Below are 24080 nucleotides of genomic sequence, written 5' to 3' on the forward strand. Positions count from 1 at the left end.
ATCCATTAAAATATAATATAAAGGAATTGACATCCGATCGCTTTGTAACTATTATAGTTACAACGGTGGTGATTATCCCATGAGACAAATCAGCAGTCGCTTTTCCATTGCGGTTCATACCCTGTCCCTGATCGCTGTTATGCCCAATGAATGCACCGGAGATGTGATCGCGCAAAGTGTGAATACCAATCCCGTGATTATTCGGCGGATTATGTCCAAGCTGAAACAGGCTGGTCTGATTGACGTCAGACCCGGTGTGGGTGGTGCTTCCTTGTTGAAAGATCCGGCCAACATTACCCTTCTTGATGTATATCGAGCACTTGAGGTCGTGGAGGATGGGGAATTGTTTAACTTTCACAAACATCCGAATCCGAAATGTCCGGTCGGCAACATGATTGAACACACCTTGCGTGCCGAACTCATTGAGGCTCAGACAGCCATGGAACAGCGCTTGAATCGTGTAACCATACAGCAGATGATGGATCAGATTCATGTCTCTGAATAAAAAAGCTCATAATGAGCTTTTTTTAACCCTTTCGTTGTAATCACACCTGTTATAACATTTTTGATTACATCCATATGCAACCAACAACACATATCTAGGAGGAAAAGAAAATGAAAATTTTGGTTACTGGCGCAACAGGTCATTTGGGTTCACTGGTTGTAGAGGCATTGTTAAAAACGGATTCTGCCAAGGATGTGGCAGTAAGTGTACGTAATCCAGAGAAAGCGGAAGCACTCCGCACGCAAGGCGTTGACGTGCGTCACGGTGATTTCGATCAACCGGAGACTTTAGAGAAAGCTTTTGCCGGTGTAGACCGTCTGTTGCTCATCTCCACCGATGGTGACAATGATACGCGTATTCGCCAACATCAGGCTGCCATTGACGCTGCCAAGAGCGCAGGTGTGGGATTCATCGCTTATACAAGCGTTGTGAATGCAGAAAAAAATACCCTTTCCCTGGCGGAAGTTCACCGCGCTACAGAAAAAGCTATTCGTGAATCCGGCATTCCGTATTCCTTCCTGCGCAACAACTGGTACCTGGAAAATGAAGCAGGCAGTGTGCAAGCAGCTACGCAAGGTGCACCTTGGGTTCATGCCACCAACAACAGCCAAGTAGGCTGGGCTACCCGCAGTGACTACGCCCATGCTGCAGCAGCTGTACTCGCAGGCGAAGGACATGAGAATACCGTATATGAATTGTCCGGCAAACTACGCACGCAAGCTGAACTGGCTGCCATTGTTGGTGAAGTGCTTGGGCAGGAAATCAACGTGCAAAACGTGGACGATGCCGCTTACGCCGACATCATGAAAGGTGCAGGTCTACCAGACTTTGTCGTATCGATGCTTGTTGATATGCAAAGTGCCATCCGTGAAGGCGCATTGGCTGTAGAGAGTGATACTTTAGAGAAATTGCTTGGCCGTCCGGCTCAGCCACTTAGCGAAAGTATTAAAGCAATTGTAGGCAAGTAAGTTTTGAATATGAGAAAGGGACACACCAACAAATGTTGGATGCGTCCCTTTTTTTGGTTTGGTGTTGCTAACGATCAATATAACGATATACCCGTTGAACGGATGACCGTACACTCACCCGTTGATTGCGACTGCTGCAATTAGAGATAGGCATTTATGTTGTCCACAACAGTTCATCACTCATTGCTCACCAGTCACTGCTCAAGAATATAACGTGCAGGAATGTGATCGGCCAGCCAGATATTTTCGTTTCCATGATAAAAAAGGATTCCGTCTGTGGCCGCTTGAGCAGCATTGATTCTCAAAATGACAGGCTGATCATCCCGTCTTTGTCCCACCTGATTGGCCGTATCAATATCTGCGGACAGATGTACATATTGCCTTTGCCGCGGCTGTAAGCCATGTTCCATAATAGAATGCACTGCGCGTGCCGGGGTCCCATGGTACAGGGTTTCCGGTGGCTCGGCAGATATCTTCGATATCTTATGAGGAGTCGAATGTCCATACAATGCCCGGATGCGGCCTGAACGGATTTCATGTCTCTTTTTCTCCGAGGCTTGAATCATCTGCTCCAGATCAACTTGCGTGACTCCCTTCCACTGCGGACTTTCATGTAAAGCCACCAGCAATTGCGATATTTCCACCCAACCCTCTTCGTCCAGTTCCAGCTCATACTCCCATGGTGCATGTCGCAGAGCGTATGAGAGTTCCTTGCTTAATTTCATCAGATCCAATGCAATCATCTCCCACATCTAATAAAACTGTCTATTTTTGCGATTGAACCGCGGTTAAAATCTCCTGAATGTTACGTTCCAATCCTTCATCGTCTTCCTGATTGAATTGGCGGTGTCCATCAATCCCACGTTGGATAATCGTATTCATCACCGGATGAACCTCACGATCAGAAGCCACCCGAATCAGATCATCGGCAAAATCAACCGCCTGCTGTTCACTGTAATTAAACGGTTTAATCAGCATCCGAATGCTCAAGGCATGGGCCTGCGGCTCCGCCAGCTGATCCCGATGAGTGATGCCATACACCGCGCCAAAACCAAAAGCAGCCATGACCTGACGCTCCAGTTCTGTTGTCTGTTCCAAAGGCGTGCCAATCAGCTCACACATTTTGTCCACCATTTGCTCCAACTCGTTTGCTGCCGCAGCCAGAATTACGTCATTAATATCGTCAGCGTTGATAAATTCAGTCATATTGGTTTTCTCCATTTCTGCACCGTATTTGATCCATTCTCTCAGACTCTATGAGAACATTGTATCGGAGTTGGGGTGTTCGTTTCAAATTCATCTACGAATAAAGGCGAAGTGAATGCTCCCGAAGCAGTTTTCTTACAGAAAGTTTTTAGGTCTGCTTCTTCAGTGCATGAAGATCTTTATGTATGCGTGGGGCAACTTGGTAAATGTTCATATGCGTCACTGTTAATACCAACGTGATTCATCGTTTGGCGCAGCTCCGATACAAATTCCATAAAATACACTTCAGGACTACGGCTTGCGGCATAATACTGCAAGTCATAATCGTAATTCAACCTCAAAAATACATCATGCAGATCGTCAACCAGTATCTTTTTCATATCCTCTCTCGTAATAGCTGGGTCCATGCTGCACTCGTTGGCCAGGGTCTGCATTGTCTCCTTGAGCCCCTGCTGATCGTATAACGGGTTAGACAACAGATGTTGCAAATCATACAAGTCTTTAAACCTGGGCCTCACTATCGTTTGATGCAGCTTCCATGCAATTTGGATGGAGAGTGGTACAGTGTAAGGAACGACAAAAGCTTCACCAACCATGGGTTGGTAGGATAGAGTAACAGGCTTCTCATCCAAGTCGAGGTTAAAAGATATATCAAGATGCAGTTCATCCTCATACTCATTTTCATTCCTTGGTTCACTATCAATATAAAAGGCAAGCTCCGTGTTCACCGTAGGAAAATCATCCGCCATCGCGTAGTCTATTCTTCTCCAGAAGGCATTCTCCCGAAAGCTTCGGAATATGATACCGTCATTCAGGTCCATCTCCGTTACCCGGATCATCCAGTCTGTAAATACTGCATTGGCCTGATCCTCAGTCTCAATTCGACCTGTATACAGAAAGTCGATGTCATCCACATAACGAATATTGGGATTCTCCAAATACTGTCTTGTTAATAAGCTTCCTTTTAATACAAATGGACTATTCACTAGAGAAGCGCGTTTTAATAGAGCTTCTAACACAACAATGAATCTCTCATCCTCATTTAGGAGATGCATTTTTATGTTTTTTTCTGACACTCGTTCTCCTCCTCCATTCATCGTACTCAACATCCAATTAGATCCATCCACGATCCAGTTCTTCCCGGCTGTCATAGATGCACAGTTCATATTGCTGTTTTAACAGTTCGATCTTGTTCGTATGCAAAATGGTATGGATCTCTCCCACTCTACGATAAAAATGTTCTGCACTCTCATATTCACGGACCGTTACGAATCTCACTTTGCCATCTGCATTAAGTGAGTTCCGTGAGATATGTCCGCCCGAATCCGCGCACAGTTGCTTAAATACGGCCACATCATCCACACATACCTTTCCGTGCCATTCGAAATAAGGCTTGGACTGTGCCAGCATCGGCTGATCAAAATACGTTTCTTCCTTAGCCGGAATTTCCACCTTCGTCCGAACAACTGTGAATCCGTTATCCCGAAACTTCGCCCCAACTTCTTCAATAACATTCTTCACTTCTTCGTAATTCGTGCTATGTACAATGCCTGTAATCATTGGCTGATTAATATATTCACCTTTGTCCAAGACGATCAACACGGGCTTCACGTTCTCTTGATTACAGATGTTGATAAAGGTCTCTTTCTCGTTCTGCTTCAGATCACGCATGGTTACATGATATTCAAATTCCATCAGGTCACTTCCTTACTGATTTTTGTCATCTCTCATTAGACAGATCTCTCTTCTATCTTCTGTTAATTCTCCACTCACATCGCTCAACTCAAATATTTCCACAGATCTTCTTTAAGTTTTAGAATTCACGTTCAAAACGCACCCCTAATTTCTCTACAAGATACTGACAACTGGGGCATTCGTTAACATGAACTAGGAGAACTTTATTTACTCAGCAATTCAAAAAATTCTAATATATTGGTCGCGACTTTTTGTGTCACAGGAGAAAACTCCTCTGACTCTTCATGAAACCAAATAACTACAGTAGGCTCTTCTGTTTCTCTAAAATCCAAACAAATAAAATCTCCTGAAAAAAGCGCTGCAATAGGAACTACATTCATTCCCACTAAATCTTCATTATCAGTTAATCTATCACCTATTTGCGTAATAGTAACTTCAATATCATACCATCCATTAATAGGATCAGACTCACTGTCATCCAATATACATAGAAATTTTTCTATTATGTATTCTTGCTGATTCATACTAAACATATTTGTGATTGGTACAGCTCCGTTATGTTCCTTAATAAAGTGCCTATAAGATTCAGGGAATGAAACTCTGAAACTTCGCTCAACTGCATCTAATAAATCATCGCCTGGTAATGGAACGACAATCGTATTAACATCCATTCTCATATGCTTCACTTCCCATTCTCATCTTTTAACACATGCCCCACCACATGGACTTTAACCAGGAAGATCAGAATCCCCTAACAACAACTTCCTTTCGTACACACCATTAGTATAAAACTGGATATGATGCTCTTTCTACCATTTGGAAACTCAAAATAACTCGATTCCATTTGAGTGTTGTCGTCATCATTTTGGCATAGGAATCTGAAACAGGCTCTCCTGTATAGGGGTGAACTCCCAGCTCAAACAAGCACACCTTTAGGTAACAGATGTAACAACTATAGCCATTTCATCAAACTATAAAAAACTCACTCCTGACTCATTGTTCGAGTAGGAGTAAGCCTTTTAATTTTTCTCATATGATTGCATTATAGGAAGAACCTATTCTTCTAGCATATCAAGAAAACGATTAACATTATCTGCAATTTTTTCTGTAACTGGGTCATACTCATCTGATTCCTCATTATACCATATACAAACAACTGGATCGATTTTACTTTCAGTATAGTCTAGACAAACAAATTCTCCTGCAAATAGAGCTGCAATTGGTACTAATTCAGCACCTGTCATATCTCCATCAAAGAGTATCCTTTCATCCAATTGACTGAAACAACCTTGATATCATACATACCTTTATCATGCTCGCTTGGCTTGTCCAATAAACAAAGAAAACGATCAACCACATATCTATTCGATTTAAATTCAAAAAATCTAGTTATTGGAATAGATCCATTGCTTTCCGATATAAAATCTATAAAATCTTTAGGAAACTCGATTTCAAAATTCTCTTCTACACGCTTAATTAAATTACTACCTGGAAGCGGATAAATTATACTGTTATTTTTTATTTTTAACATATTTCACCTCTCAAATTAATGTCTTGGGGCGTCTGCTCAATGTCCCTTTGTTCTTCCTCCATTATGCTTTTGCAATATTATGAATACCAAAAGGTACAAGTTGCATCAATCCGCTTTCCTCATTATGGTGACAAATTGTTCTTCTGGTTGTACTTTATTTGGTAATCTAGCGTTCAGTCACTTGAATTGTACAACCTCTGTTGCCTTCAAAAGTTCCTTGGTAATATATCTTCTACAATACTACACTTCATATCGGAGATTTCAAACCTTTTAATTTCTTCACTTTAACCGTCGGGAAAACCGCTTCGTACTCCTCAATCGCCATGAACAGTGGCTCTAGCTCTGGTGGCAGATTCGCTACATGAACAGGCGCTTTGTTGCTGCCCTCCTGTTGCAATAGGCCAGCTCGTACCATGGCCTCCCCTCCAAAATGGGTGAGAAAGCGAACATAACAAAAAACAGATCCATTATGGTGGTATCTGAACATAATCGACCCGTTCAACTTGATGCTATTAAGTTAAGTAGGGGATAAAATTTAAGCGTTGATGTGCGTACAAACAAAATGAAGAAATCTCTATACAGGTACTACATAGGTTAAGTATGGGATTAGTTAAATGATGGCTTCATTTGGTACTGGGTGGGGGTTACTTCATTAATCGCCGCCATCTATATCAGAGAATGAAAAAGACCACAACACGGGCGGCTAACTCGCATTGTGGCATTATACGATCTTGTTGCTGGGGTTATAAACCAAGTTTACACTAAGTCTTTGACAGCCCCTGTTAAAGTACAATATCTTGAAGACCCACTTCTATTACTTCTTCATTTTCAACACCAATACCCAATCCGTGTTCTTGTTCCCAAGTGCAATCACATAATATCCCTACTCTTCTAATACCATCCTCGAAATCATATCTTATTAGCAAACCTGTAGGCGTAACAAGTCTCCCTAACTCGTCTATTGATGAAATCTTTGGAGCAATTTTTTCAACTTCTTCACTATCACTTTGCATTGCTCGATAATCTTCAAAGTTCTCTAAATAATACTCTAAAATCTTATCTTCGCTTTCCTTTACTATGCTAGGCATATTCGCTTTGAATTGCGAAAAAGCATCCCGTTGGTTCGGAGTAATTTCTTCATTCTCTTCGCCATAAATATTCAAAAGTATTTTTCGTTTTTCTCCAAATATAGTTATCTCTGTCGTCCCTATCCATAAATCTTCATAAACAATTTTTCCAAACAACTCATCTTTTTTCATTTTTAGAGTATCGTCCTTTCTTATTTAACTTCACTTACACCACCAAGGTGTCCAAAATTAGAATTAACACTACTCGGAACCAATTGTATGGTTTTCCCATCATTAAGTTCATACTAAGTATACTTGTTTTTTTGTTCTCCATATTGCCATTTCAGCCTTGCCCTTAAAATTAAATTCCGTATCCAGGCCTCTTTTGCATTGCATCATTTTATCTTTCACATCATACGATATGTAGTCATGAGAAACCCGGACTCCTAGCTGTTCATCCAATTTTTTTGTCATTTTTCATATAATTCTTAATGACTTTATGTATCATATGGTTGATCAAAGTTTTGACTTTTAAAACGCAAGATTAACCCTTTCTAAAAAACCTCAAAACAAATAAGCTCCAGACAAATAACTGGAGCTTATTTGTTTTATCTTTGAACTAAATATACAACTGGATATGACGCTCTTTTTCAGGAATATCTTCATCTTCTAATAAATCCACTTGAGTTAGCGCACCCTCATGCTTAAGTTCAGCGATGAACAATGCATAGAAGTCTCCTGCTGTCGGATAGGAGAATAAACCATATCCTTTTCGAGAAATTAACTTGTTCACTTCCCTTATTTTCTCAGGGAGATATTTGTAGTCAAACTCTCCTAACTCTTCTAGCTGATCTGCAGTTCCCAATTCGATATCATAGGCATACTCATAGTCTAAAATGTAATTGACGATTTCCTGATCCACTTCTCCTTTGTAGTCCAGAAATAAAAACCGTTTGGTCGCTAAGCCATGATTCAGCATACTATAATACGCCAGTGATTCATCCGGATCATTCAAAATCATGTCGATATCCTCTGTATTATCAAATATTAACGGCACCAAATCTTCATCTGCCATGCAATCTTCCTCCTCTCCTACTCAAACAGAACTCCATGGTGGTTCGGGATATACTCAGGATAGTTTTTCCGATAAAAATCATCAATCATTCGTAGAACGGGGTCCCACTCTGGATACGGTTCAGGATCTTGAATATTCATTTTAGCCTCCGGTGAGTTCATCAGGAAATCATCAAAATGACTTGGATTGGGCAGACCTTGTTTTTTTCTCACATGAAGCAAATACAAAATTTCATAAGGATAGAAAGCGTAATCATAATTACCAAATTCAAGCGATTTCCCTAACTCCGATGCAAGCATGGAATGATGTTCGGACATTCTTCCAATTAAACGTGTAATTTCATCCAATTCAGGCGTATTCCATTGTTCCAATACTTCTCTGTAGATTCCAAGTTCTTCTGGAATCAAGCCACATGGCTGTTCCCGATCTGTTAATGCGGATTTCACAGCCAAGTGAACATATTTATTAGTTCCTTCAATTTCTTGCTTGGTATGTTGGAGATATAACTCTAGTAAAAACCAGATATGTTGATTCCAATCATTGGCTTCCATTAAATTATCTCCAATATATTTGACTATAAAATCAAAAAATATCTGTTCCTCCTTCGCCCATCCAAATAAATTGAAGTGAACTAATGATACGATGCTATTTTGAAAAGAATAATCAATTACTTTCATCTCAGGATAACGATCTTTATAAATGTGCCTGCACATACATTGATAAAAAGTTACTTGCTGTATGTGTTTCAACCCCATAGGATTTACCCCTTCTTTAATTAACACTTCATTTTTCCATACTTCCAACCAATAAGAAGATATTTTGTACATTCTATTCAACAATTTGTGATCTTGATCTACTGCATTACTTTCTACCAAAGAAACAATCTCAAGTTTAGCTTCATCATATTTAGCTTGAACATCATTCAAACCGTCATCAAAGTTTTTGACATAGCGCTTGTATGCCATTTTCATTTTTTTCACATTCATTTATAGTCCCCCTAATTTTCAATTTATTTCCTTACTCCAATCTTTTACTTTGACGACATCTACCCCAAAACCTACGGATGTTTTAGAAATATCCACTTCAACCCTAATATAATCAAATTTCAATCCAGGATAATCGTCAATTAGCTTTTGAAGTTTCTCTTGAAAAACAGAAAAACTTTTATTTTTACGGCTTGACATCACTTCAAAATATTTTGGACCACCGAGTTTTTGCTCTGTTGAATAGTTGAAATTTCCCCACTCGGAAGTCTTAGCCTCAATCATGGTTAATTTAGGAGGCGGACCTTTGGACAAAAAGGCTCCATCTATTCCGTTCCTACCAACTTGAAATTGATCGGAAATATCCTTACCCAGATTGTTGTTTATTGCGATTTTTTTCGCAACTTCCTCGCCAAAGTCACCCTTATCATGATCATAATATTTTTTATTATCGATTTTTCGCTCATACCCTTCTACACCGGATAAATCAAATTTACTACTTATATCATCTGGAGTATCTAGTTGATTGGCCAGCTTACTTCGTTCTCGTTTTAACTTCTTAATTTCTTCTTCACTGGCCCCTACTTTTTCCTTAATTTTAATTTTCTGATCCAGATCGTCAAGTTCTTGTTGGATTTGCTTTTGACTCTTTCCTTTTTTCTTTTTCAGATTGTCATTAGTATTTGGTTCTTTTGTATCATTTGGTTTCTTCGTTTGTTCGCTAGGGCTGCCCTCGTCCTTCTTCGTGGTTGTAGACGGTTTCCAAGTGTTCACTTCATTCGGTGTTTTATTGTTAACTGAATTCGAACTTTCTGGCTTTGTTCTTGCATCTTTGAGTTTCGTACTTGAACCATTTTGTTTAGTCCCTGTACTTGAAGAACTTGGTTTTGAGTTTGCTGGCTTGTTATTTCCAGATGAACCGGTTTTTACAGTCTGCTTCGAAGATTCAGCTGCAGTCTTGGGAGGGTTCCCAGAGTTAGGACTCGTTTCAGTTTCAGCTTCTGTTTTACCACCAGAACTTGCTTGTCCCGTTTTTTTCGACTTATCCCCGCTCCAATCGCTTCCTCCACCAGAAACGATCCTCATTTTCTGACCGTCTGTCCATTTCTTCTTTGCAAATGTCGCTGCTGTTTTTAATCCGTTACCAACAACTTGCATGACCTTTCCTTCAATGTCTGGCGTCCTTACCCTTAGATTACCACCAATCATCGTTCCGTTCTCTATTAAATCGCGATGCATTTCATAATCGTAGATCATCTCTACGAATTTCTCATCGCTAATCGGATTGTAAATCAACTGTGTCAGATATTTCATCTGTTCCAATGTCAGGTCCTGACGCAACCAAAAATCGTAATCTTTTACTTCCTCGACGGTAATATTATGATATATGCCAGCCCTGTCTAATGCCCATGAAATTTCTTGGTAATAGGGCGAAAAGAAGGTTTGATGTTGAACATCGTCTTTCTCCACACTCTTGAAAAATTCCAGCGACTTCTGCAGGTCACGTTGGGCTTTTTCATGCGCCCACTTCTCACGGAAGTAACTCGGAATCTGCTCATAAGCAAGGCTAATCTCCTTGTTCTGTTGTTCCAACTTCTTAAAGAAATCGGTCACCGAAGTCGATGTAGTCAACTCTTTGGCGGCCGTCAGCATTTTACCCAACATCGTCCATTTTGCTTCGTTCTCCTGCTGTTGCAGCTCAGCAAAACCATTCGTAAATCGGTCCAGCAAATTCAGAGCCGAAGGCTTGAAGGAGCCTATCTTCGGCACGCTCGCGATGAGACCCGTGGCAACGGCAGCAATGCCTACGCCGATGGCTGTCTGGGCAGCAATCCCCCCTAGAGCTCCCAGGATCGGAATCATAGCAGTGATGGCCAATGCAGCTCCAGCCAACGATCCATCTTTCGGGTTCGTCGTTGATGCCTGCGTCACTCCAGCAGCCTCTGCGGCTGCTGCGGCCTGAGCCGCTTCGTACTCCTCAATCGGCATCAGCGGTGGCTCCGGCTCCGGAGGCAGATCCGCCACATGAACAGGCGCTTTGTTGCTACCCTCCTGTTGCAATAGACCTGCTCGTACGTTGGCCTCCCCGTCCAAAATGAAGCTACCACCCCCGCCAAGAAGCCAAATCGCTTCTGGTGCTGTAGCTTCGATCTGTCCGGCCGCAAGCAGGATATTGCTACCTTGAATGGACAGATTGCCTGGACTATTCAATACGATCCCCTGATCATTCAAGGTAATCGTTAACCCGGATCCGGCTTGCAGTGTAACCTCCTCAGGCGACATCCCGATAGAGCTCCCGGCAGGATGCCCCCAGACTTTATGGTCTGTCCCTCCGTTAGTGGAACGTTTACCCTCAGAGATGGAATGACGAATGTACGCTCCGGATTCAAGACTACTTGGAAAATATAATTCCACCTGATCCCCGATCTCCGGCATCATGTATAATCCGCTATGCCCTTCCGCAGCATAAACTGGCGCGACCGGATAGGGGCAGGCGGAGCCTGGCGTCATCGGGCCCTCATCCATGGGTAATTTGATCTGAATGTGATCATGAATCACGCGGACCACCTCGCCGTACAGCGATAACCCAATCAGGTCCGATAGGTTGCATCTAGGTACACGAATGTGGTCTTCGAGTACCATGCGGTATGTCGTCATGAGCAACCCGGATTCCAGTCGCGAATGGGCATACACCACGGTCAGCTCTCTACCATCCGGAAGTTCGACCTTGTCTCCGAGCGAATAGGTCTCGACACTTTCCACCGTATATTGCAATACGCCTTGCGATCCCTTGGAGCCCTGAATGATATATCGATCTTCCGTTCCGGAGCCGTGCCAGTCGATTCCAGCCAGTTCCTTACGAACCTGATAAGGTTGGTCTTCTGGCCATTTCCACAACTTGCCTGCGGGCAAACCGATATACAGTTTGGGTGATGCCGCTGTGATTTCCGGGACCAGCACTGTACCGAATCGCGAGGCAAGCCTGCGTAGGAACATCCAATCGGTCTCTTTATATTGTAATACAAGTCCGCTCAATGAGGTATTTCCGGTAACCTGATCCATGACATCCGAATAGCGGTAAGAATTCATAATGAATTGAATGAGTTCCTTGAACGTCCACCCTCTGTTTTGAAAGGCTCGTTCCTCAATTCGCATATCCATTTGATAGGAGTTGGACAAGGCTTCAAGTTCGAATCGATAGACCCCTCCCGACAAATGAACCGAGAGCGATGTCATTACGCCATGGAAGAGTCTCCTCACTGATCTACCATTTTCATCGACTTGTCTGAGTACGATAGATTCCCCTTCAGCCTGAACTTGAAGAATGCCCGGCCCATCCTCTTCCGGAATTATACCGCTGACGTAGAGTTTCGCATGCTCGTTCACTTGGCGGGTAATTTGCACGCCTTCTAACGACTGTGCACGATAAGGCCAATATAGACGTATTTGCTCATAGCCGATCTGGTCGAGTTTCTTCTCCGTAATTTCATTCATCGTCAAAAGTCCAATTGCTGTCCGTCATTCTCTATGACGATATCTCCGCCATACAGACACTTGTGCGTACAGTGACTGAGCAGTGCAGCTTTCCCTTCCACCTTGGTATCTCCCTTTCCATGAAGCCAAGGCATGGTCAGCACGGGAACACAAGGCGCTTTCTTAACCCCATAGATGTCAACCATCGTGCTTGCCGCTACTGCTGGATTAGCTGGATTGGAACAGTTACCGAATGATCCAATATGAATACCTGGAACATAATCCTCGACAGTCATCTTCGCCTTCCCCTTGATATATACGCCATGACTGAATGGTATCTTCAATCGTGTACGCTGCGTCCCGCAATTGCATTTAAGTATTGCTCCTGCAACGACATAGCTTTTAGAGGCTTCTCCAGCCGTATGAATCTGGGCATCATGATCTTGACTTCGCACCATCATAACCTCTCCCTTCTAATTCGTTTGTTCCAAGTCCAACGGAATGAATTGTACTCCTGCCACATCTCGCCGCAGAATGCTCTCCGACAACGCCAGATTGACAATGATCACGGTTTCGCGCAGCTCCATCAATTGGAACAGGGGTACATCCGGGAAATCTCGCTTCAGTACGATCCGCTCCAGACTTCCATCCATGCGCCGACGGGTATGAGGAGATAATACGTTTGCCAGTGCAGGAGGATGAATGGCCCAATACGTCTCTTGGGTCATTCGCTCCTTGTCCGTTAATACGGTAGCCCTTCGCTTGAGCTGAGGACAATACAAAATAAGTGTTTCAAGCAATTGATCTGAAACTAAGGGAACCGGCTGTTCCAAATAATCGGTATAATCGACATGGAATCCGCTTCGCACATAAAGGTTAATGGCTGTATGCTCACTGCCCGAATCATGAAAAGCCTGATTCCAGGTCCTGCGTTGCAGTTCACCGACAGGCTCAGTCTCTACGCGGTGTATCCATCTGGGATCGGCCATTAGACGAAAGTATCGGATAACCCTCGCCTCCTCTCGTCATCGTCAAAAATCGCACCCTCCACATCAGCACCCTCCCATAACGTATCTGTTAGATTAGCTCCACAGAATATGGCTCCACGAAGGTGTGCCCCTCGGAAGTCAGCACCTGAAAGGTTTGAATTCTCGAAGTTAAGCGCATCGTATTCTGGACCCTGAGCGAGTCCTTCCGGATGTCCTACCTCCCCTATTATCTCCCTGAAAACAGCTCTTTCCAGAGAACACCCGCTGAAATCTGCCCCATATAGAATGCTTCCGGTGAAATCGGTATTCTCCAGACTACAATTGCGCCAACGTGTCCCTATCAAGATACAGCGTTGAAAATCGGTAGAATGCAGATCGATACGATCAAAACGGCTGTAACGAAAATCCAGATCGCTACATTCCATTTCGCTCATATCCAGTCCCTGAAAGTGCGCGTACACGACCTCCAGACCATCACTTTCTTCCAATGCTTCACCAATCTCCTCAATGCTCCTATTCCTTCGATCAAGACGAAATACGCACTCACTAGCATCCAAGTATTCTCCTACACGTACTTCGAATATCTGTTCCAGATCCATAAGAGAGTTCCATTCGAAGTCCTCCAGCGCGCGACAGCTACGGCGTATAAAATGTACAAGATATCGATTCACCAACGCCGCTTCCTGTAACATGATTCGGTCCAGTTCTACCGCTGTAACGGTTCCTTGATAGTGAGGAAGTTCTTCTCTTAATCCATTGAGCATCCGTTCAAGACACTCATAGGCCCAGTGGGAAGAATAGAATGAACGGATGGGTGTTCGATCCAGCAACCATGAAGCATCATATGCTTCGACCAGGACATTCATCGCCCCTCCAAGAAGTTCTGTTCGCAACATAGAATATTGAATGTATGCGATCGGCCCTTTCGCCCCACGCTTTTGGGCGTCGCTGACTTCCTGAATCATCAACCTGAAATGACTTAGGAACTCGGCTGTCAATTCCGTATACCTTGTATGCAACGTATGCTGCAAATCATCCATAAGTTTGGCCCGCGCAGGTTTTACCTGATGGGTATAAAAATGCAACATAGATTCCTTGCGATCCATTGGAAATTATCCCTCCTGCCCATACGTCACGTATCATGCTAGTTGGCTTTCACTTCTGATCCACTCATTTTTGCCTGTCCATCCAATTTGAATGTCCCTCCCCCGCCTTCCAGCAACAATTGTGAATCGGCAGACAACGTTATTTTCTTCCCGGCTTTGAGCGAGATATTGCCCCCGGCAGACATCCGAATCTGCTGGCTTCCGATGATCTGAATGCCCTCGTCCCCGCTGAGACGAATGAACACCTCGCCCTCTTTGCTGCTAATGGAGATGGAATCTGGGGTCAGTCTGATTTCTTTGCCATAAGGCGTACGGAAAATTTTATGATCCGGTTTGTTCAATTGGTTCGTTCCAGTTACCTTGTTATCCAGACGGGGTGCTCCTGTCGCATAGGCTTCTTCTTCGTTTTGCGTAGGAAAATATACGGCCACCGGATCACCCACTTCAGGCATGACATACCAACCTGTCTGCCCCTCTGCGATGTATGGAGACTGATACAACAACCACAACGCTTCCTCTTCCTCCTGTTTTTCATCACAGTCCAGCTGAACTCTTACATGACCACCATGCACTGAAAGGATGCGACCAAGTAATGAGCTTCCGGCAATTATCGAATTGTAATATGTCTTTTGTCTTAGTCCTCTATGAAGGCTAAGTACATATTGGTGCTTCACTATTCCTCCCACAAGCTCGGTATATGCCTCAGTCACATATAGGCTTCTGCCTCGGAAGGTAATATGATGTCCAAGCTCCATCACCTGATCTGTCTCGATTTCGTATATAATGAAATCTGATTCGTTGACCTTTAACGTATCGTTTTCGGTAAAGTACATGAATGGTGCCATGTTTTTGCGGATTGTATAACGTGTATTGTCCAGATCGATTGAGTTTCCGTGCTCAAAGACGCCAAAATAAAATTTGGGGCTGTCAAACTGAGCGGCCGGCATCAAGCTGGTGTGAAAGCGAGAAGCAAGTCTCCTGAGAAATGCCCAATCCGTTTCTTGATATTGCACGGCAACCTTCCCGATCTTGGCCCCCCCTGTTCCCTCATCAATCACGTCCAGCCCCGGATAATCCTGATCCAGTTTCTTTAACAAATCGGGTAACTTCATTTTGACATTTTGAAATGTACGCGTTCGTTTTGTAATGTCCATCCGGTATGTATGTGAAATGGCCTCCACGTGGAGCGTATATACGCCTCTGACAACCTGCACTTCAACAGATAGTGGAATGCCTTTGAACAGAGGCTTCTTATTGCCATCCTCATCTTTTTGCCACACTTCAATTGGGGTATTTTGATCCGTAACATCGACATAGCGATCCTTCCATTCCTCAGACACCATGCCCTTAAACACGAGCCGAGTGTGCTCATTCATTTTTTTCCGGATCGTCAGTTCTTGCAAATGCACCAGTTCATATGGTTCAATAATCAGATTCTCATAAGTCAGACTCATGTTTCCCATCTCCTTTCAACTTCAATGGATCGCAAGTGAATTTAGAATCGTCTCGCCAGGCTCCAGCCAATCGCGCTTTTCTTCATCCGTGCAATTAAATCCGTAAACAAGAACTGACTGGTCTAAAATCGAAAAACCGATATGGTTATAAATCTGATTATTCAACCCCTGAACGGAAAACTGACAGTAGCCCGTGAACTGTCCCGTTTCAGTAATTCGAACGCCATGTTTCTCCCATTGTCTGATAGGCTGCGTTCCGCGAATGACATTGGCCATCGTTTCGGTAAAGGAAGTCAGCTCCTCTTCCGAAATTCGATGCTCCAGTCTGTTAAACGTAAAATTGACTGTCCCTGAATCATTGGTATATATCCATTCCGGCCGATGAGACGAAGGATACTTCATGCTCGCTTCCTTCTCTGAAATTAAACGCAATGAACGTGGAAGGGATATGGCTACCCTACTATCGTACAGCTCAGTTCGTTTTAGAAATACGCTTTCCTTTCCAATACGGAGCCTCGCTGGCAGCTCTGTTGAATCAATAGCCTGGGATTTATGTGCTAATTTAACCGCCTCTTCTACTTCACTGTTTTGATCATTCTCTTCATTTTCACGATGGTTATATAATATGGGAATTACTTTGCGATCAAGATATTCCATATGAAAAACAACTTCCTTTCCTTGTGCTGAATCAATCCACAATCATACGATGTGGTCCGCCCACCGGCATACCCGAACGTCCCGTTCCCCGACCTGCATTCGCCAGTATGCGATCCAGATATCGATGAATTTGCGCATTATCATATTCTCTGTACTCCAGCCCTAATCGACTAGCAATGTGATGCAAAATGACGCTACGCGCAACCGTTCCTTCATTGAGACACATCATGGCGAAGACCAGATCCTGGGGATCAGAGGTCCCCGTTCGAAGCAACCTCTCGGCATAATCCTTCATGACAACAGGAGATAAGGTGCTTGCCCCCTCGGCTGCATAAGGGACATGAATGACATGCAGGGTGTTGAACTCCGTTGCCAAGTCGGCAAAGGTCTGGTAGTCACGCCGCAGCCGGGCCCCTTCCTTCAGCTTGAATCGAGCCAGTTCCAACTCTCTCGATGTGCACGTTGTCTCTTCATCCAAGAGCAGCTCCGAGTGGCTTATCGTCATGTCACTCACGGTCTCCTCCGCGGTAAACCGAAGCTTCAGCACATTGACCCGTCCCGTAGCTTGGTATGCCAGTTCCATAGGCTCTGTCAGCATATAAATCCTTCCTTTATGCAGCACCATCCCAGGGGCGACCAACAATCTGTCCGGGAAAACTTCTACCTCTGCACCTGCAAGAATGCCATCTGCATAACCGCGATAGTACAGTTCGATGAAGTCTCTGGGGAAATCGCGTAGTCCCTCCAACATGGATGTTTTCAGAATTCTTCCCTTGTTAAAATGCGGATGCGAATATGTGAACATGAGCGTTGTTCCCCCTTTCTGCTCGTGATCCTCACTTCATTCCGTCAAAGAAGTCCAGTTCCGACAAGTCTGTTTCAAACGGAAGTAGCTTCTGCGATCCCAGATACAGCCGTTCATTTCTGCGAGCTACAGGCAACACATGGAAGCCCCAATGACGATCATCCGGAAACACAAAAAACTTCGTCTCTCCATTCACGATGGAATCCGTATCATCCTGCGGAATTTTATCTCCATATCGATCTCGAATGTCTTCGTAGAGCACCTCTTTATAGAATTCCGGGCGGTTCCCATATACGAATTTTTGTCTCAGCTGGCCATCGCTTCCGCTAAGATACAACTCCACTTCTGCCGTCTCGAATGGACGGGAAATGCTACCTGGAATGCCATCACTCCGATCCAGACTGCTGATCAGCATTTTTTCACGTCCATTATGTGTGTAGGCACTTACGGTATACGGAATTACAGCGGCATCATGCGTGATGTCAGCTTGAACGCTTCCTGTTTTGCGGGCACTCAGATAACGAATTGCCCCTCGAAGGCAGGCAAGTTTAAGATCAGGCACACGCCCTTCCGCAGGTTTTTGCCGAAACTCAATGCTTCTGCCTGGAACGAACTCCTTCAGTGCTTCCCGAAATACATCAATGCGGCAGGACTGACCTGTCAACTTGATAATCGAGTACTGGTTCATCCGCCCTTGATGATAGAAATCATCCAAAAACTTGCGAACCACCTCATAGATATCGGCCTTAATCAGCTGGGTAATTTCCTTGATATTGAACACCACATCGGGGAACTCATATTCATCCTTCAACTCCCCATTCCGTTCTACCGAGAGGAACCAACGCTCCATGGTCGTTATTTGCAGATCACTGTCCCCGTCGTCCTCCATCTCCGAGTGGAATCGGTTACGCAATATGCCGGTTTTGCGGAAAAATTGCTGCTTCATCTCTTCTGCGATTTCCCACAGAAAGTAGAAGTTGCCTCTTACCCGCAAATACTCGTCCCGAGAACGATTCTCTCGGCGCGCAAACGCGGTAGGGATGATGTGTTCTGCCTCATCATATCGCTGCTCCAGCTTCTGATAAACGGACTTCACACCCTCTTCGTCCACCTGACGGAACACATCCGCACCAGGTGCCTCAATCAGGCTATCAATATCCGTCACCTGACGGCGTCCGCTATAGTAGTCGGCGAATACAATTTTCATGAATTGCATAATACGATAGGTAATGTTGTGACCTCCGAAGTTCGTATCCCCATTTTCGTAGGTAGTATGAATATCGAGCTTGTACGCCATATGTCCATCCTCGATCGTAAAGGCACAGGAAGATAAATCCGTCGTTCCACCGCCACAATCAATCACGAGCGCATGATACGTCTGCCCTTCCATGAAAGCACCACGTTCCATCCCGTCAGCAAGGGTGTTATAGAGTACAGCCATTCCCTCATCCAGCGCATACGTCTGCTCAATCCGATAATCCGGAAGCATCTCGCCGAACATCTGCAAAAACTGTGTTTTCATCTTCACGGGACTGGTAAAATGCACATGGCGAAACTTGCACTTGAACTGATGCTCTGCCGTTCGGATGATGTAATTCATGTACGCACGCAGCAGATCCATACGAGAAACGATGGCCGCATTGCCATGAACATCGACGATTTCTTCCATTTTGTTGTAATTGTTCACCCATCGCTTCATGCTGCGGAAGACACTCGCCCGGCTACTGTATCCTCCCCGACGCATACTTCGCAGCGCTTCATAGCCGAACTCGTAACGAATGTTCGCTGGATCCGAACACTCCGCCACCCCAATGGCCGTAGGCAGGACCTCGATCCAGTCCGTATCTTTGTATGTAGGATCGGGAAAAGAAACGTAGTTGATGGCATCCATACGGACTCGTCCATTCAGCAAATCCTGGCTGCTCGGCGCCTGAATATAACCGTTATGCAAATAGGCGCCTGCCGTCGTATTGGAGGTGCCAAAATCAATTGCAAGCACTGCTTCTGTCGGTTCAAGCTCCCGGATGTCCAGATCTGCCAGTGGGATTTGAGTATATTGAATATGAACCGGTGGAAGCGGTCTGCTGGAATAATAGGTCTGATATAAATACTCCGAGTCGCGTTTACGGAAAAAGAGGAGACTGTACTGTCTGTTGCCCGATTTCTTCCAGGTCGACCCACTTCCTGCGGTCAAGTAAAAGGTTCCCGATACGGAGTCGTCCTTAACCAGGTTGAAGATGCCACACAGCTCCATGCTCTCATTGACTAAAAGTACGTTGGATTCGGTTAATCCACCCGGTGCTGTGACCACATATCGATCCAGCTTGTCCACGTTCAATCCTTCGTACAGAATCAGTCGCGCAGGCACACTAATGCCTCCATCACTGCTCATGGGAGCCGTCATATGACGAGAGATAGCCTTTTGTATACGCTCGAATCCGCCATCAACAGACTGGTCGATCCACAATACATCGTCCGCTCCCAGAAATTTTAAAATAATCCGAATCAGTTCTTCCCGCTCCGTCCGAGGGCCCAATCCCTCAATTAACCGTTCCTTGTAGCAAATGTTCCGTAATTGGAATGTGGTCATGTCCATCAATTCTTCGCGCGTATAACGCATCGTTCCTCTGGAACGTTCCCTGCTCGTGGCGTCAGGATACAATCGGTATGAATAGCCGTTCATCTATACTTCCTCCTTACAACTGCTGGTGCTGCTTAATATAGGGCAATCCCGTCCTGTATCATCGTATAGTCCACATCCAGAATGCCAAAATGATGCCCCCAGTATATTTCCGTGTCGAAACGAACCGGCAGAAAGAGTTCAAGAATCAGTTCCAGCTTCTCCTTCGCTTCCGTACGTTCTACCTGACCAATATACAAAAGCAATTCATCCTTCTCCTCACAATTGGCATAAAGGGTTGAACGCGGGAACATTCGAACAAGGGTATCCCTCAGCAGATGAACTGCCTCTCCCGTATCATACAAACGGAGCATATTGCAGGCGATCACTTCCTGCTCCTCCTGCCCGAACAGCTCCAGTCGCCGCCGAACCCGATCCCCGTACACACCCGAATGCATATCCTTCAGAATGAAGCGAATATAATACTCCCTCTTGTTCATCCCCTGCATCAAATCCATGTCCGCCAGAAAATGAATGACCAGATCAAAGAGCGCTTCCCGCAACTCCACCTGCTCTTCATTATTGATATCGAAGAGGTCCCGGAAAATATCAAAAAAGCGATAATACGGATTGACTTCAACCGTGCCTTCCACGCCTGAAGCATTCAGGTTTGTCTGGCTAAGTTCCATGTAAGGCGAATATACACGTGCTGGCACAAAGGTTACGTCGCGCAGATCGGTTCCATTACGCTTGGCCCGAATAATCAGATCCCAGATGTAATTCATGCTGTACTCACACCCATTCCCCTTCGCAGCAGTATTCCGGGAAAGCCAGCTGGATTTCGGATACCAGAAAGCTCAGCAGATCATCCAGAAAAATGGCCTGTCCCGGCTGCTTCCCGTGTCTGCTGAACCTTAAAATCATTCGATGTTTATCTGTTTCAACACGGACATGATCGCTAACAAATGCATTAAGTGGATACGTAATGCCCAAAGCAGGTCCTGGCGCCACCACTTGCACATCTTCCAGTTCCAATCCCTCTGCTGCCTGAAAAGCGTGAACCATGCGGGCAATCTCTCCTTTGGATCGTACAGAACGTCCTTCCTGACGCGCATATTTACCGGCAAACCCTTCCCTCTTGTTATTGGAAAACAGCGGATAGTCCATCCTGCCAATGCGGGTTGCGACGGGACCAGCTATTTTCAGCACCGTCCATGAATCGGATTTTTCCAGTGGTGATACGATGGTGATATCTTCTTCCGATCTTTTGATATACCGAATATGCGATTCGTCTCCATCCACCAGATATCCGTGTTCCGTTCCGGTTTTGCGGAGTGGCAACACATGTTCATAATTGATTCGGTCCGAAGCCGGAACAGGGAATCCACCCGTTTTCATATCCAGCTTCTGAATGTTCCACAGCGGAATCATATTGGTTCTTTTATAAGACTCAAACTCTTCGAGATGGATGGAAAGTTCCTTGACAGCATGTTGTTTGTCCCATGCTTCTCCATCGTCCGAACTGACCAGAACACAATCAACGAATTTGAACACATAGGGTGCATTGATCGATTTCCATGGCAGACTGTTCTTACGAAAGACCCGGTACAATTCTTCAACTTTGGAGATATACGCTGCACTTGATTTCAACCGAACCGTTATGGCATGTCTGCCTCCACTGGTTACTATCTCCCCGCGAAATGTCCGATTACTGTTCAGCAGAGATTGGAGTTCCTGTTGCCCACATTCCATGTAGAATGTGAACAATTTCATCTCTTCCTGACGCGCCAGTGCCTCTGAGGCCTCGCTCAAATAGACGGTCTGTGGTTCAGCATCCTCAGGAATGATCGGGTACAGAAATTCATGAATGGGATCCAGATCTTCCCGCGCACATAATGTGACATATACATCATGACGTTCCTCCTGCGGCAACACCTCATCGAAAACTCGTTGCTCAATCTGCTTGTTCAGCGTCTCCTGATACTCCACAAGATTAAGAAAAACGCCTGTCATGAGATCTTTGAGCATGCGGCGTTGTTCAAGATCCTCCATCTTGTTAAGACGGTCACGAATCATGTCTTTCATCATGAATCTCCTCCTTCCGATGATTCCTGTTCATTCACGTCAGCCTCCGTAGTGTCGGTGCTTTCGTCAGCCTTGGAGGCAGAATTACTGCTAGCATTACTTGTCGTTTTTCCAGAAGAAGCACCTGAGCCAGAAGCATCCGCATTGCCATTTCCAGCCGAGATGACATCACCAGTGGAAGAACCGTTCCCCACTGTATTGCCTGCGCCCATACTTCCGGTACTGCCGGTCATATCCGAGGTCATTCCCGATGTGTTTCCTGTATCTAATCCTGCCGTATCCTGCGTAAGATCAGCCGCCGGTACCGGTGGGTTCAATTTCTCATCCAGTTTGTTTATTTTCCGCTCCATGGCCAGCACACGTTCCAGCATATCGATCTCCTGATAAATTCCCTGTGCCGAAGCATAGGCATCCATGGCTCCGCTGTAGTCTCCGGCTTCATTGAAGCGGTCACCCTTCTGTTCCAGCGTATCTGCCTGAAGCTGCCGGGATTGTCGCTTGATATCTGCACGTTTGGTCTCGGCCGTCTCCAGTTGCGTAGCAATTTCCTTCAGCGCATCTTTGTAAGCTGTCTCCGTAGCGGCCGTTCTGGCCCGTTTATACAAAATGATTGCTCCACTGTAATCTCCGTTCTGGAGTTTCAGATCGCCCTCCGTGATCCAGTCTTGCACTTGCTGGAAAGTGGTCATCTGCTCCAGGCGCTCCTGAATAACTTCCCGGTTGAACATGCTATAGGATTCAGACAATTCCAATGCTTTGGTGTAACTCGCGGTTGCTTTGGTAATGTCGCCTTCTTTCAGGTGAGCTTCCCCATCAACCAGCGTCTGGGCAGCAGACATCTTCGCGGTCAACAGCTTTTTATGTATAGGGTCCTTGATTTTGATGGAATTATTGCGTGCAAGGCTGTAGTCCGAGACCGCCTTGGCATACTCTTGTTCCTTGACGTACTGGTCTGCGGTCTCTTCATATTGCAGCATATCTACGACCAATTCAGCTTTTTTGGCTGCACTTTTCACCGCGTAGAATATGCCGGCTCCACCAAAAATCAGGAGCATAACCAGCATGATGGCAATCCGCTTAATCCATTTCTTACGGTTCTTGGGCTCTTCATGAAAAATCTTGTTCACATATATGGCTGCCGCACTATAATTCTCGATACGGGTACGCTGCTTGCTAAGCATTACTTCTTCAAGCGTATCCGCCAGTGTCTGCGGGTCATTGGCACCTTCAACCGCATCAATCATCTCGGCATCCTGAACACCTTCCCATAATCCAGGGGTGCAGAGCACAAGCACATCGCCATCGGCCAGCTTAATCTTATCCGATACATACGGTCTGATCATGCCAGGTTTGCCCGCGTATTCGTTCAGATTGCCGCGTTCATCATGCTGATCCACACGATCTTCTGCAATCTGGCCTTCGGCTGCCAACTGGGCAGCAACGCTATGATCCTTGCTTTTTAGTGCAAGCCGATTTCCACGAAAATGATACAAACGGCTGTGTCCGGCAGATGCCCACACCATACGTGTATAATCTGTCACAACAATGACGAATCCCGCTTTGAGCCTGACTCGGCGGCTTTCATACTGCAACCATTCATGGGCAATCTTGATATACTCCGTCAGTCTGCGTTTGGACATGGTTGGTTTTTCCAAAAAGGATTCCAGAATGGTCTGCACTGTGATCTGTGCGCTGTTCACTTCCGTATCCGTATCCAAACCATCTGCAATGACATAACAGGCCCAATCTTCCAGCTCAACGCAGCCGTAGAAATCCCGATTTTTCAGGAAAGATCCCGCTTCCGAGACAAAAGCCGTCTTGAATTCACTGTTCTCCTTCCTCATCCGTCTCCCCATTTCC

At 45.0% G+C, this 24080-nt stretch carries 25 protein-coding genes and 1 pseudogene; 2 read left to right on the plus strand and 24 right to left on the minus strand.

Annotated elements, in window-relative coordinates; all coding sequences use genetic code 11:
- The first annotated feature begins 79 nt into the window (after positions 1 to 79).
- Positions 80 to 505 carry an Rrf2 family transcriptional regulator gene (locus tag MHH92_RS21535; RefSeq protein WP_047843833.1) on the plus strand — a complete coding sequence of 142 codons (426 nt, stop codon included), beginning with the start codon at positions 80 to 82 and terminating at the stop codon, positions 503 to 505.
- 110 nt (positions 506 to 615) lie between these two features.
- Positions 616 to 1473, plus strand: coding sequence for an SDR family oxidoreductase (locus tag MHH92_RS21540; RefSeq protein WP_253502114.1), 858 nt, complete (start codon positions 616 to 618; stop codon positions 1471 to 1473).
- Positions 1474 to 1667: 194 nt separating this feature from the next.
- Here the strand turns inward: MHH92_RS21540 and MHH92_RS21545 are convergent, their stop codons facing one another.
- The 24 genes and pseudogenes from MHH92_RS21545 to MHH92_RS21655 all read right to left on the minus strand — a co-directional run bounded on the left by MHH92_RS21545 (position 1668) and on the right by MHH92_RS21655 (position 24064).
- Complete coding sequence (locus MHH92_RS21545; protein ID WP_340906180.1) at positions 1668 to 2207, minus strand: RNA 2'-phosphotransferase; 540 nt, start codon at positions 2205 to 2207, stop codon at positions 1668 to 1670.
- A gap of 31 nt (positions 2208 to 2238) precedes the next feature.
- Positions 2239 to 2679: an Imm48 family immunity protein gene (gene imm48 / locus MHH92_RS21550; protein ID WP_053061631.1), complete on the minus strand. Its 441-nt coding sequence runs from the start codon at positions 2677 to 2679 to the stop codon at positions 2239 to 2241.
- Positions 2680 to 2858: 179 nt separating this feature from the next.
- A complete protein-coding gene (locus MHH92_RS21555; protein WP_340906183.1) occupies positions 2859 to 3755 on the minus strand; it encodes a nucleotidyl transferase AbiEii/AbiGii toxin family protein in 897 nt (298 codons plus the stop codon).
- A gap of 37 nt (positions 3756 to 3792) precedes the next feature.
- Positions 3793 to 4374: a hypothetical protein gene (locus MHH92_RS21560; protein ID WP_340906184.1), complete on the minus strand. Its 582-nt coding sequence runs from the start codon at positions 4372 to 4374 to the stop codon at positions 3793 to 3795.
- Between the two features lie 203 nt (positions 4375 to 4577).
- Positions 4578 to 5051 (minus strand): SMI1/KNR4 family protein, encoded by a 474-nt coding sequence (locus MHH92_RS21565; RefSeq protein ID WP_100528557.1) that lies wholly within the window; start codon positions 5049 to 5051, stop codon positions 4578 to 4580.
- Between the two features lie 378 nt (positions 5052 to 5429).
- A complete protein-coding gene (locus MHH92_RS21570) occupies positions 5430 to 5618 on the minus strand; it encodes an SMI1/KNR4 family protein (RefSeq protein WP_279303096.1) in 189 nt (62 codons plus the stop codon).
- Positions 5615 to 5905: an SMI1/KNR4 family protein gene (locus MHH92_RS21575; protein ID WP_340906185.1), complete on the minus strand. Its 291-nt coding sequence runs from the start codon at positions 5903 to 5905 to the stop codon at positions 5615 to 5617. The genes MHH92_RS21570 and MHH92_RS21575 overlap by 4 nt, the downstream gene beginning before the upstream one ends.
- Positions 5906 to 5966: 61 nt before the next feature.
- Positions 5967 to 6041, minus strand: coding sequence for an HNH endonuclease (locus tag MHH92_RS30640; protein WP_354437613.1), 75 nt, complete (start codon positions 6039 to 6041; stop codon positions 5967 to 5969).
- A gap of 111 nt (positions 6042 to 6152) precedes the next feature.
- Positions 6153 to 6320: a hypothetical protein gene (locus MHH92_RS21580; protein WP_165789964.1), complete on the minus strand. Its 168-nt coding sequence runs from the start codon at positions 6318 to 6320 to the stop codon at positions 6153 to 6155.
- A 367-nt stretch (positions 6321 to 6687) separates the two neighbouring features.
- Entirely contained in the window at positions 6688 to 7164 is a 477-nt protein-coding gene (locus MHH92_RS21585) for a DUF6985 domain-containing protein (protein WP_100528556.1), read from the minus strand.
- 20 nt (positions 7165 to 7184) lie between these two features.
- Positions 7185 to 7277: pseudogene (locus MHH92_RS21590) on the minus strand (HNH endonuclease); the annotation flags it as partial.
- Positions 7278 to 7591: 314 nt separating this feature from the next.
- Positions 7592 to 8047, minus strand: a complete 456-nt coding sequence (locus MHH92_RS21595) for a DUF6630 family protein (protein ID WP_100528555.1) — start codon at positions 8045 to 8047, stop codon at positions 7592 to 7594.
- Between the two features lie 17 nt (positions 8048 to 8064).
- The gene (locus MHH92_RS21600) at positions 8065 to 9033 is read right to left on the minus strand and encodes a hypothetical protein (RefSeq protein ID WP_100528554.1); all 969 of its coding nucleotides are present in this window, start codon (positions 9031 to 9033) and stop codon (positions 8065 to 8067) included.
- Positions 9034 to 9051: 18 nt separating this feature from the next.
- Complete coding sequence (locus tag MHH92_RS21605) at positions 9052 to 12525, minus strand: hypothetical protein (protein WP_133120461.1); 3474 nt, start codon at positions 12523 to 12525, stop codon at positions 9052 to 9054.
- Positions 12526 to 12527: 2 nt separating this feature from the next.
- Complete coding sequence (locus MHH92_RS21610; RefSeq protein WP_307543034.1) at positions 12528 to 12962, minus strand: DUF4280 domain-containing protein; 435 nt, start codon at positions 12960 to 12962, stop codon at positions 12528 to 12530.
- 15 nt (positions 12963 to 12977) lie between these two features.
- Positions 12978 to 13493, minus strand: a complete 516-nt coding sequence (locus MHH92_RS21615) for a hypothetical protein (protein ID WP_340906186.1) — start codon at positions 13491 to 13493, stop codon at positions 12978 to 12980.
- Complete coding sequence (locus MHH92_RS21620) at positions 13493 to 14599, minus strand: pentapeptide repeat-containing protein (protein WP_340906187.1); 1107 nt, start codon at positions 14597 to 14599, stop codon at positions 13493 to 13495. The genes MHH92_RS21615 and MHH92_RS21620 overlap by 1 nt, the downstream gene beginning before the upstream one ends.
- A 38-nt stretch (positions 14600 to 14637) precedes the next feature.
- Positions 14638 to 16053 (minus strand): phage baseplate assembly protein V, encoded by a 1416-nt coding sequence (locus MHH92_RS21625; protein ID WP_340906188.1) that lies wholly within the window; start codon positions 16051 to 16053, stop codon positions 14638 to 14640.
- 21 nt (positions 16054 to 16074) lie between these two features.
- Positions 16075 to 16710 carry a hypothetical protein gene (locus MHH92_RS21630; protein WP_133120460.1) on the minus strand — a complete coding sequence of 212 codons (636 nt, stop codon included), beginning with the start codon at positions 16708 to 16710 and terminating at the stop codon, positions 16075 to 16077.
- A gap of 31 nt (positions 16711 to 16741) precedes the next feature.
- On the minus strand, positions 16742 to 17515 hold the full coding sequence (locus tag MHH92_RS21635) for a DNA and RNA helicase (RefSeq protein ID WP_340906189.1): 774 nt from the start codon (positions 17513 to 17515) through the stop codon (positions 16742 to 16744).
- A 31-nt stretch (positions 17516 to 17546) separates the two neighbouring features.
- Positions 17547 to 20198, minus strand: a complete 2652-nt coding sequence (locus tag MHH92_RS21640; protein WP_340906190.1) for a molecular chaperone — start codon at positions 20196 to 20198, stop codon at positions 17547 to 17549.
- Between the two features lie 32 nt (positions 20199 to 20230).
- Entirely contained in the window at positions 20231 to 20920 is a 690-nt protein-coding gene (locus tag MHH92_RS21645; RefSeq protein WP_100528546.1) for an iron-dependent peroxidase, read from the minus strand.
- 7 nt (positions 20921 to 20927) lie between these two features.
- Positions 20928 to 22220, minus strand: coding sequence for a normocyte-binding protein (locus tag MHH92_RS21650; protein WP_340907734.1), 1293 nt, complete (start codon positions 22218 to 22220; stop codon positions 20928 to 20930).
- A complete protein-coding gene (locus tag MHH92_RS21655) occupies positions 22220 to 24064 on the minus strand; it encodes a serine/threonine protein phosphatase (RefSeq protein WP_340906191.1) in 1845 nt (614 codons plus the stop codon). Before MHH92_RS21655 ends, MHH92_RS21650 begins: the two co-directional genes overlap by 1 nt.
- Positions 24065 to 24080: the final 16 nt, after the last annotated feature.

This window comes from Paenibacillus sp. FSL M7-1414 (genome assembly GCF_038003195.1).
Classification (GTDB): Bacteria; Bacillota; Bacilli; order Paenibacillales; family Paenibacillaceae; genus Paenibacillus; species Paenibacillus amylolyticus.

Coding starts and splice junctions, on each gene's coding strand:
- MHH92_RS21625 (WP_340906188.1), bottom strand. CDS start 16,053: ATGAGTCTGACTTATGAGAATCTGATTATTGAACCATATGAACTGGTG.
- MHH92_RS21540 (WP_253502114.1), top strand. CDS start 616: ATGAAAATTTTGGTTACTGGCGCAACAGGTCATTTGGGTTCACTGGTT.
- MHH92_RS21630 (WP_133120460.1), bottom strand. CDS start 16,710: ATGGAATATCTTGATCGCAAAGTAATTCCCATATTATATAACCATCGT.
- MHH92_RS21535 (WP_047843833.1), top strand. CDS start 80: ATGAGACAAATCAGCAGTCGCTTTTCCATTGCGGTTCATACCCTGTCC.
- MHH92_RS21620 (WP_340906187.1), bottom strand. CDS start 14,599: ATGGATCGCAAGGAATCTATGTTGCATTTTTATACCCATCAGGTAAAA.
- MHH92_RS21595 (WP_100528555.1), bottom strand. CDS start 8,047: ATGGCAGATGAAGATTTGGTGCCGTTAATATTTGATAATACAGAGGAT.
- MHH92_RS21580 (WP_165789964.1), bottom strand. CDS start 6,320: ATGGTACGAGCTGGCCTATTGCAACAGGAGGGCAGCAACAAAGCGCCT.
- MHH92_RS21640 (WP_340906190.1), bottom strand. CDS start 20,198: ATGAACGGCTATTCATACCGATTGTATCCTGACGCCACGAGCAGGGAA.
- MHH92_RS21570 (WP_279303096.1), bottom strand. CDS start 5,618: ATGACAGGTGCTGAATTAGTACCAATTGCAGCTCTATTTGCAGGAGAA.
- MHH92_RS21565 (WP_100528557.1), bottom strand. CDS start 5,051: ATGAGAATGGATGTTAATACGATTGTCGTTCCATTACCAGGCGATGAT.
- imm48 (WP_053061631.1), bottom strand. CDS start 2,679: ATGACTGAATTTATCAACGCTGACGATATTAATGACGTAATTCTGGCT.
- MHH92_RS21645 (WP_100528546.1), bottom strand. CDS start 20,920: ATGAATTACATCTGGGATCTGATTATTCGGGCCAAGCGTAATGGAACC.
- MHH92_RS21560 (WP_340906184.1), bottom strand. CDS start 4,374: ATGGAATTTGAATATCATGTAACCATGCGTGATCTGAAGCAGAACGAG.
- MHH92_RS21585 (WP_100528556.1), bottom strand. CDS start 7,164: ATGAAAAAAGATGAGTTGTTTGGAAAAATTGTTTATGAAGATTTATGG.
- MHH92_RS21575 (WP_340906185.1), bottom strand. CDS start 5,905: ATGTTAAAAATAAAAAATAACAGTATAATTTATCCGCTTCCAGGTAGT.
- MHH92_RS21610 (WP_307543034.1), bottom strand. CDS start 12,962: ATGGTGCGAAGTCAAGATCATGATGCCCAGATTCATACGGCTGGAGAA.
- MHH92_RS21615 (WP_340906186.1), bottom strand. CDS start 13,493: ATGGCCGATCCCAGATGGATACACCGCGTAGAGACTGAGCCTGTCGGT.
- MHH92_RS21600 (WP_100528554.1), bottom strand. CDS start 9,033: ATGAATGTGAAAAAAATGAAAATGGCATACAAGCGCTATGTCAAAAAC.
- MHH92_RS21635 (WP_340906189.1), bottom strand. CDS start 17,515: ATGTTCACATATTCGCATCCGCATTTTAACAAGGGAAGAATTCTGAAA.
- MHH92_RS21655 (WP_340906191.1), bottom strand. CDS start 24,064: ATGAGGAAGGAGAACAGTGAATTCAAGACGGCTTTTGTCTCGGAAGCG.
- MHH92_RS21650 (WP_340907734.1), bottom strand. CDS start 22,220: ATGAAAGACATGATTCGTGACCGTCTTAACAAGATGGAGGATCTTGAA.
- MHH92_RS21605 (WP_133120461.1), bottom strand. CDS start 12,525: ATGAATGAAATTACGGAGAAGAAACTCGACCAGATCGGCTATGAGCAA.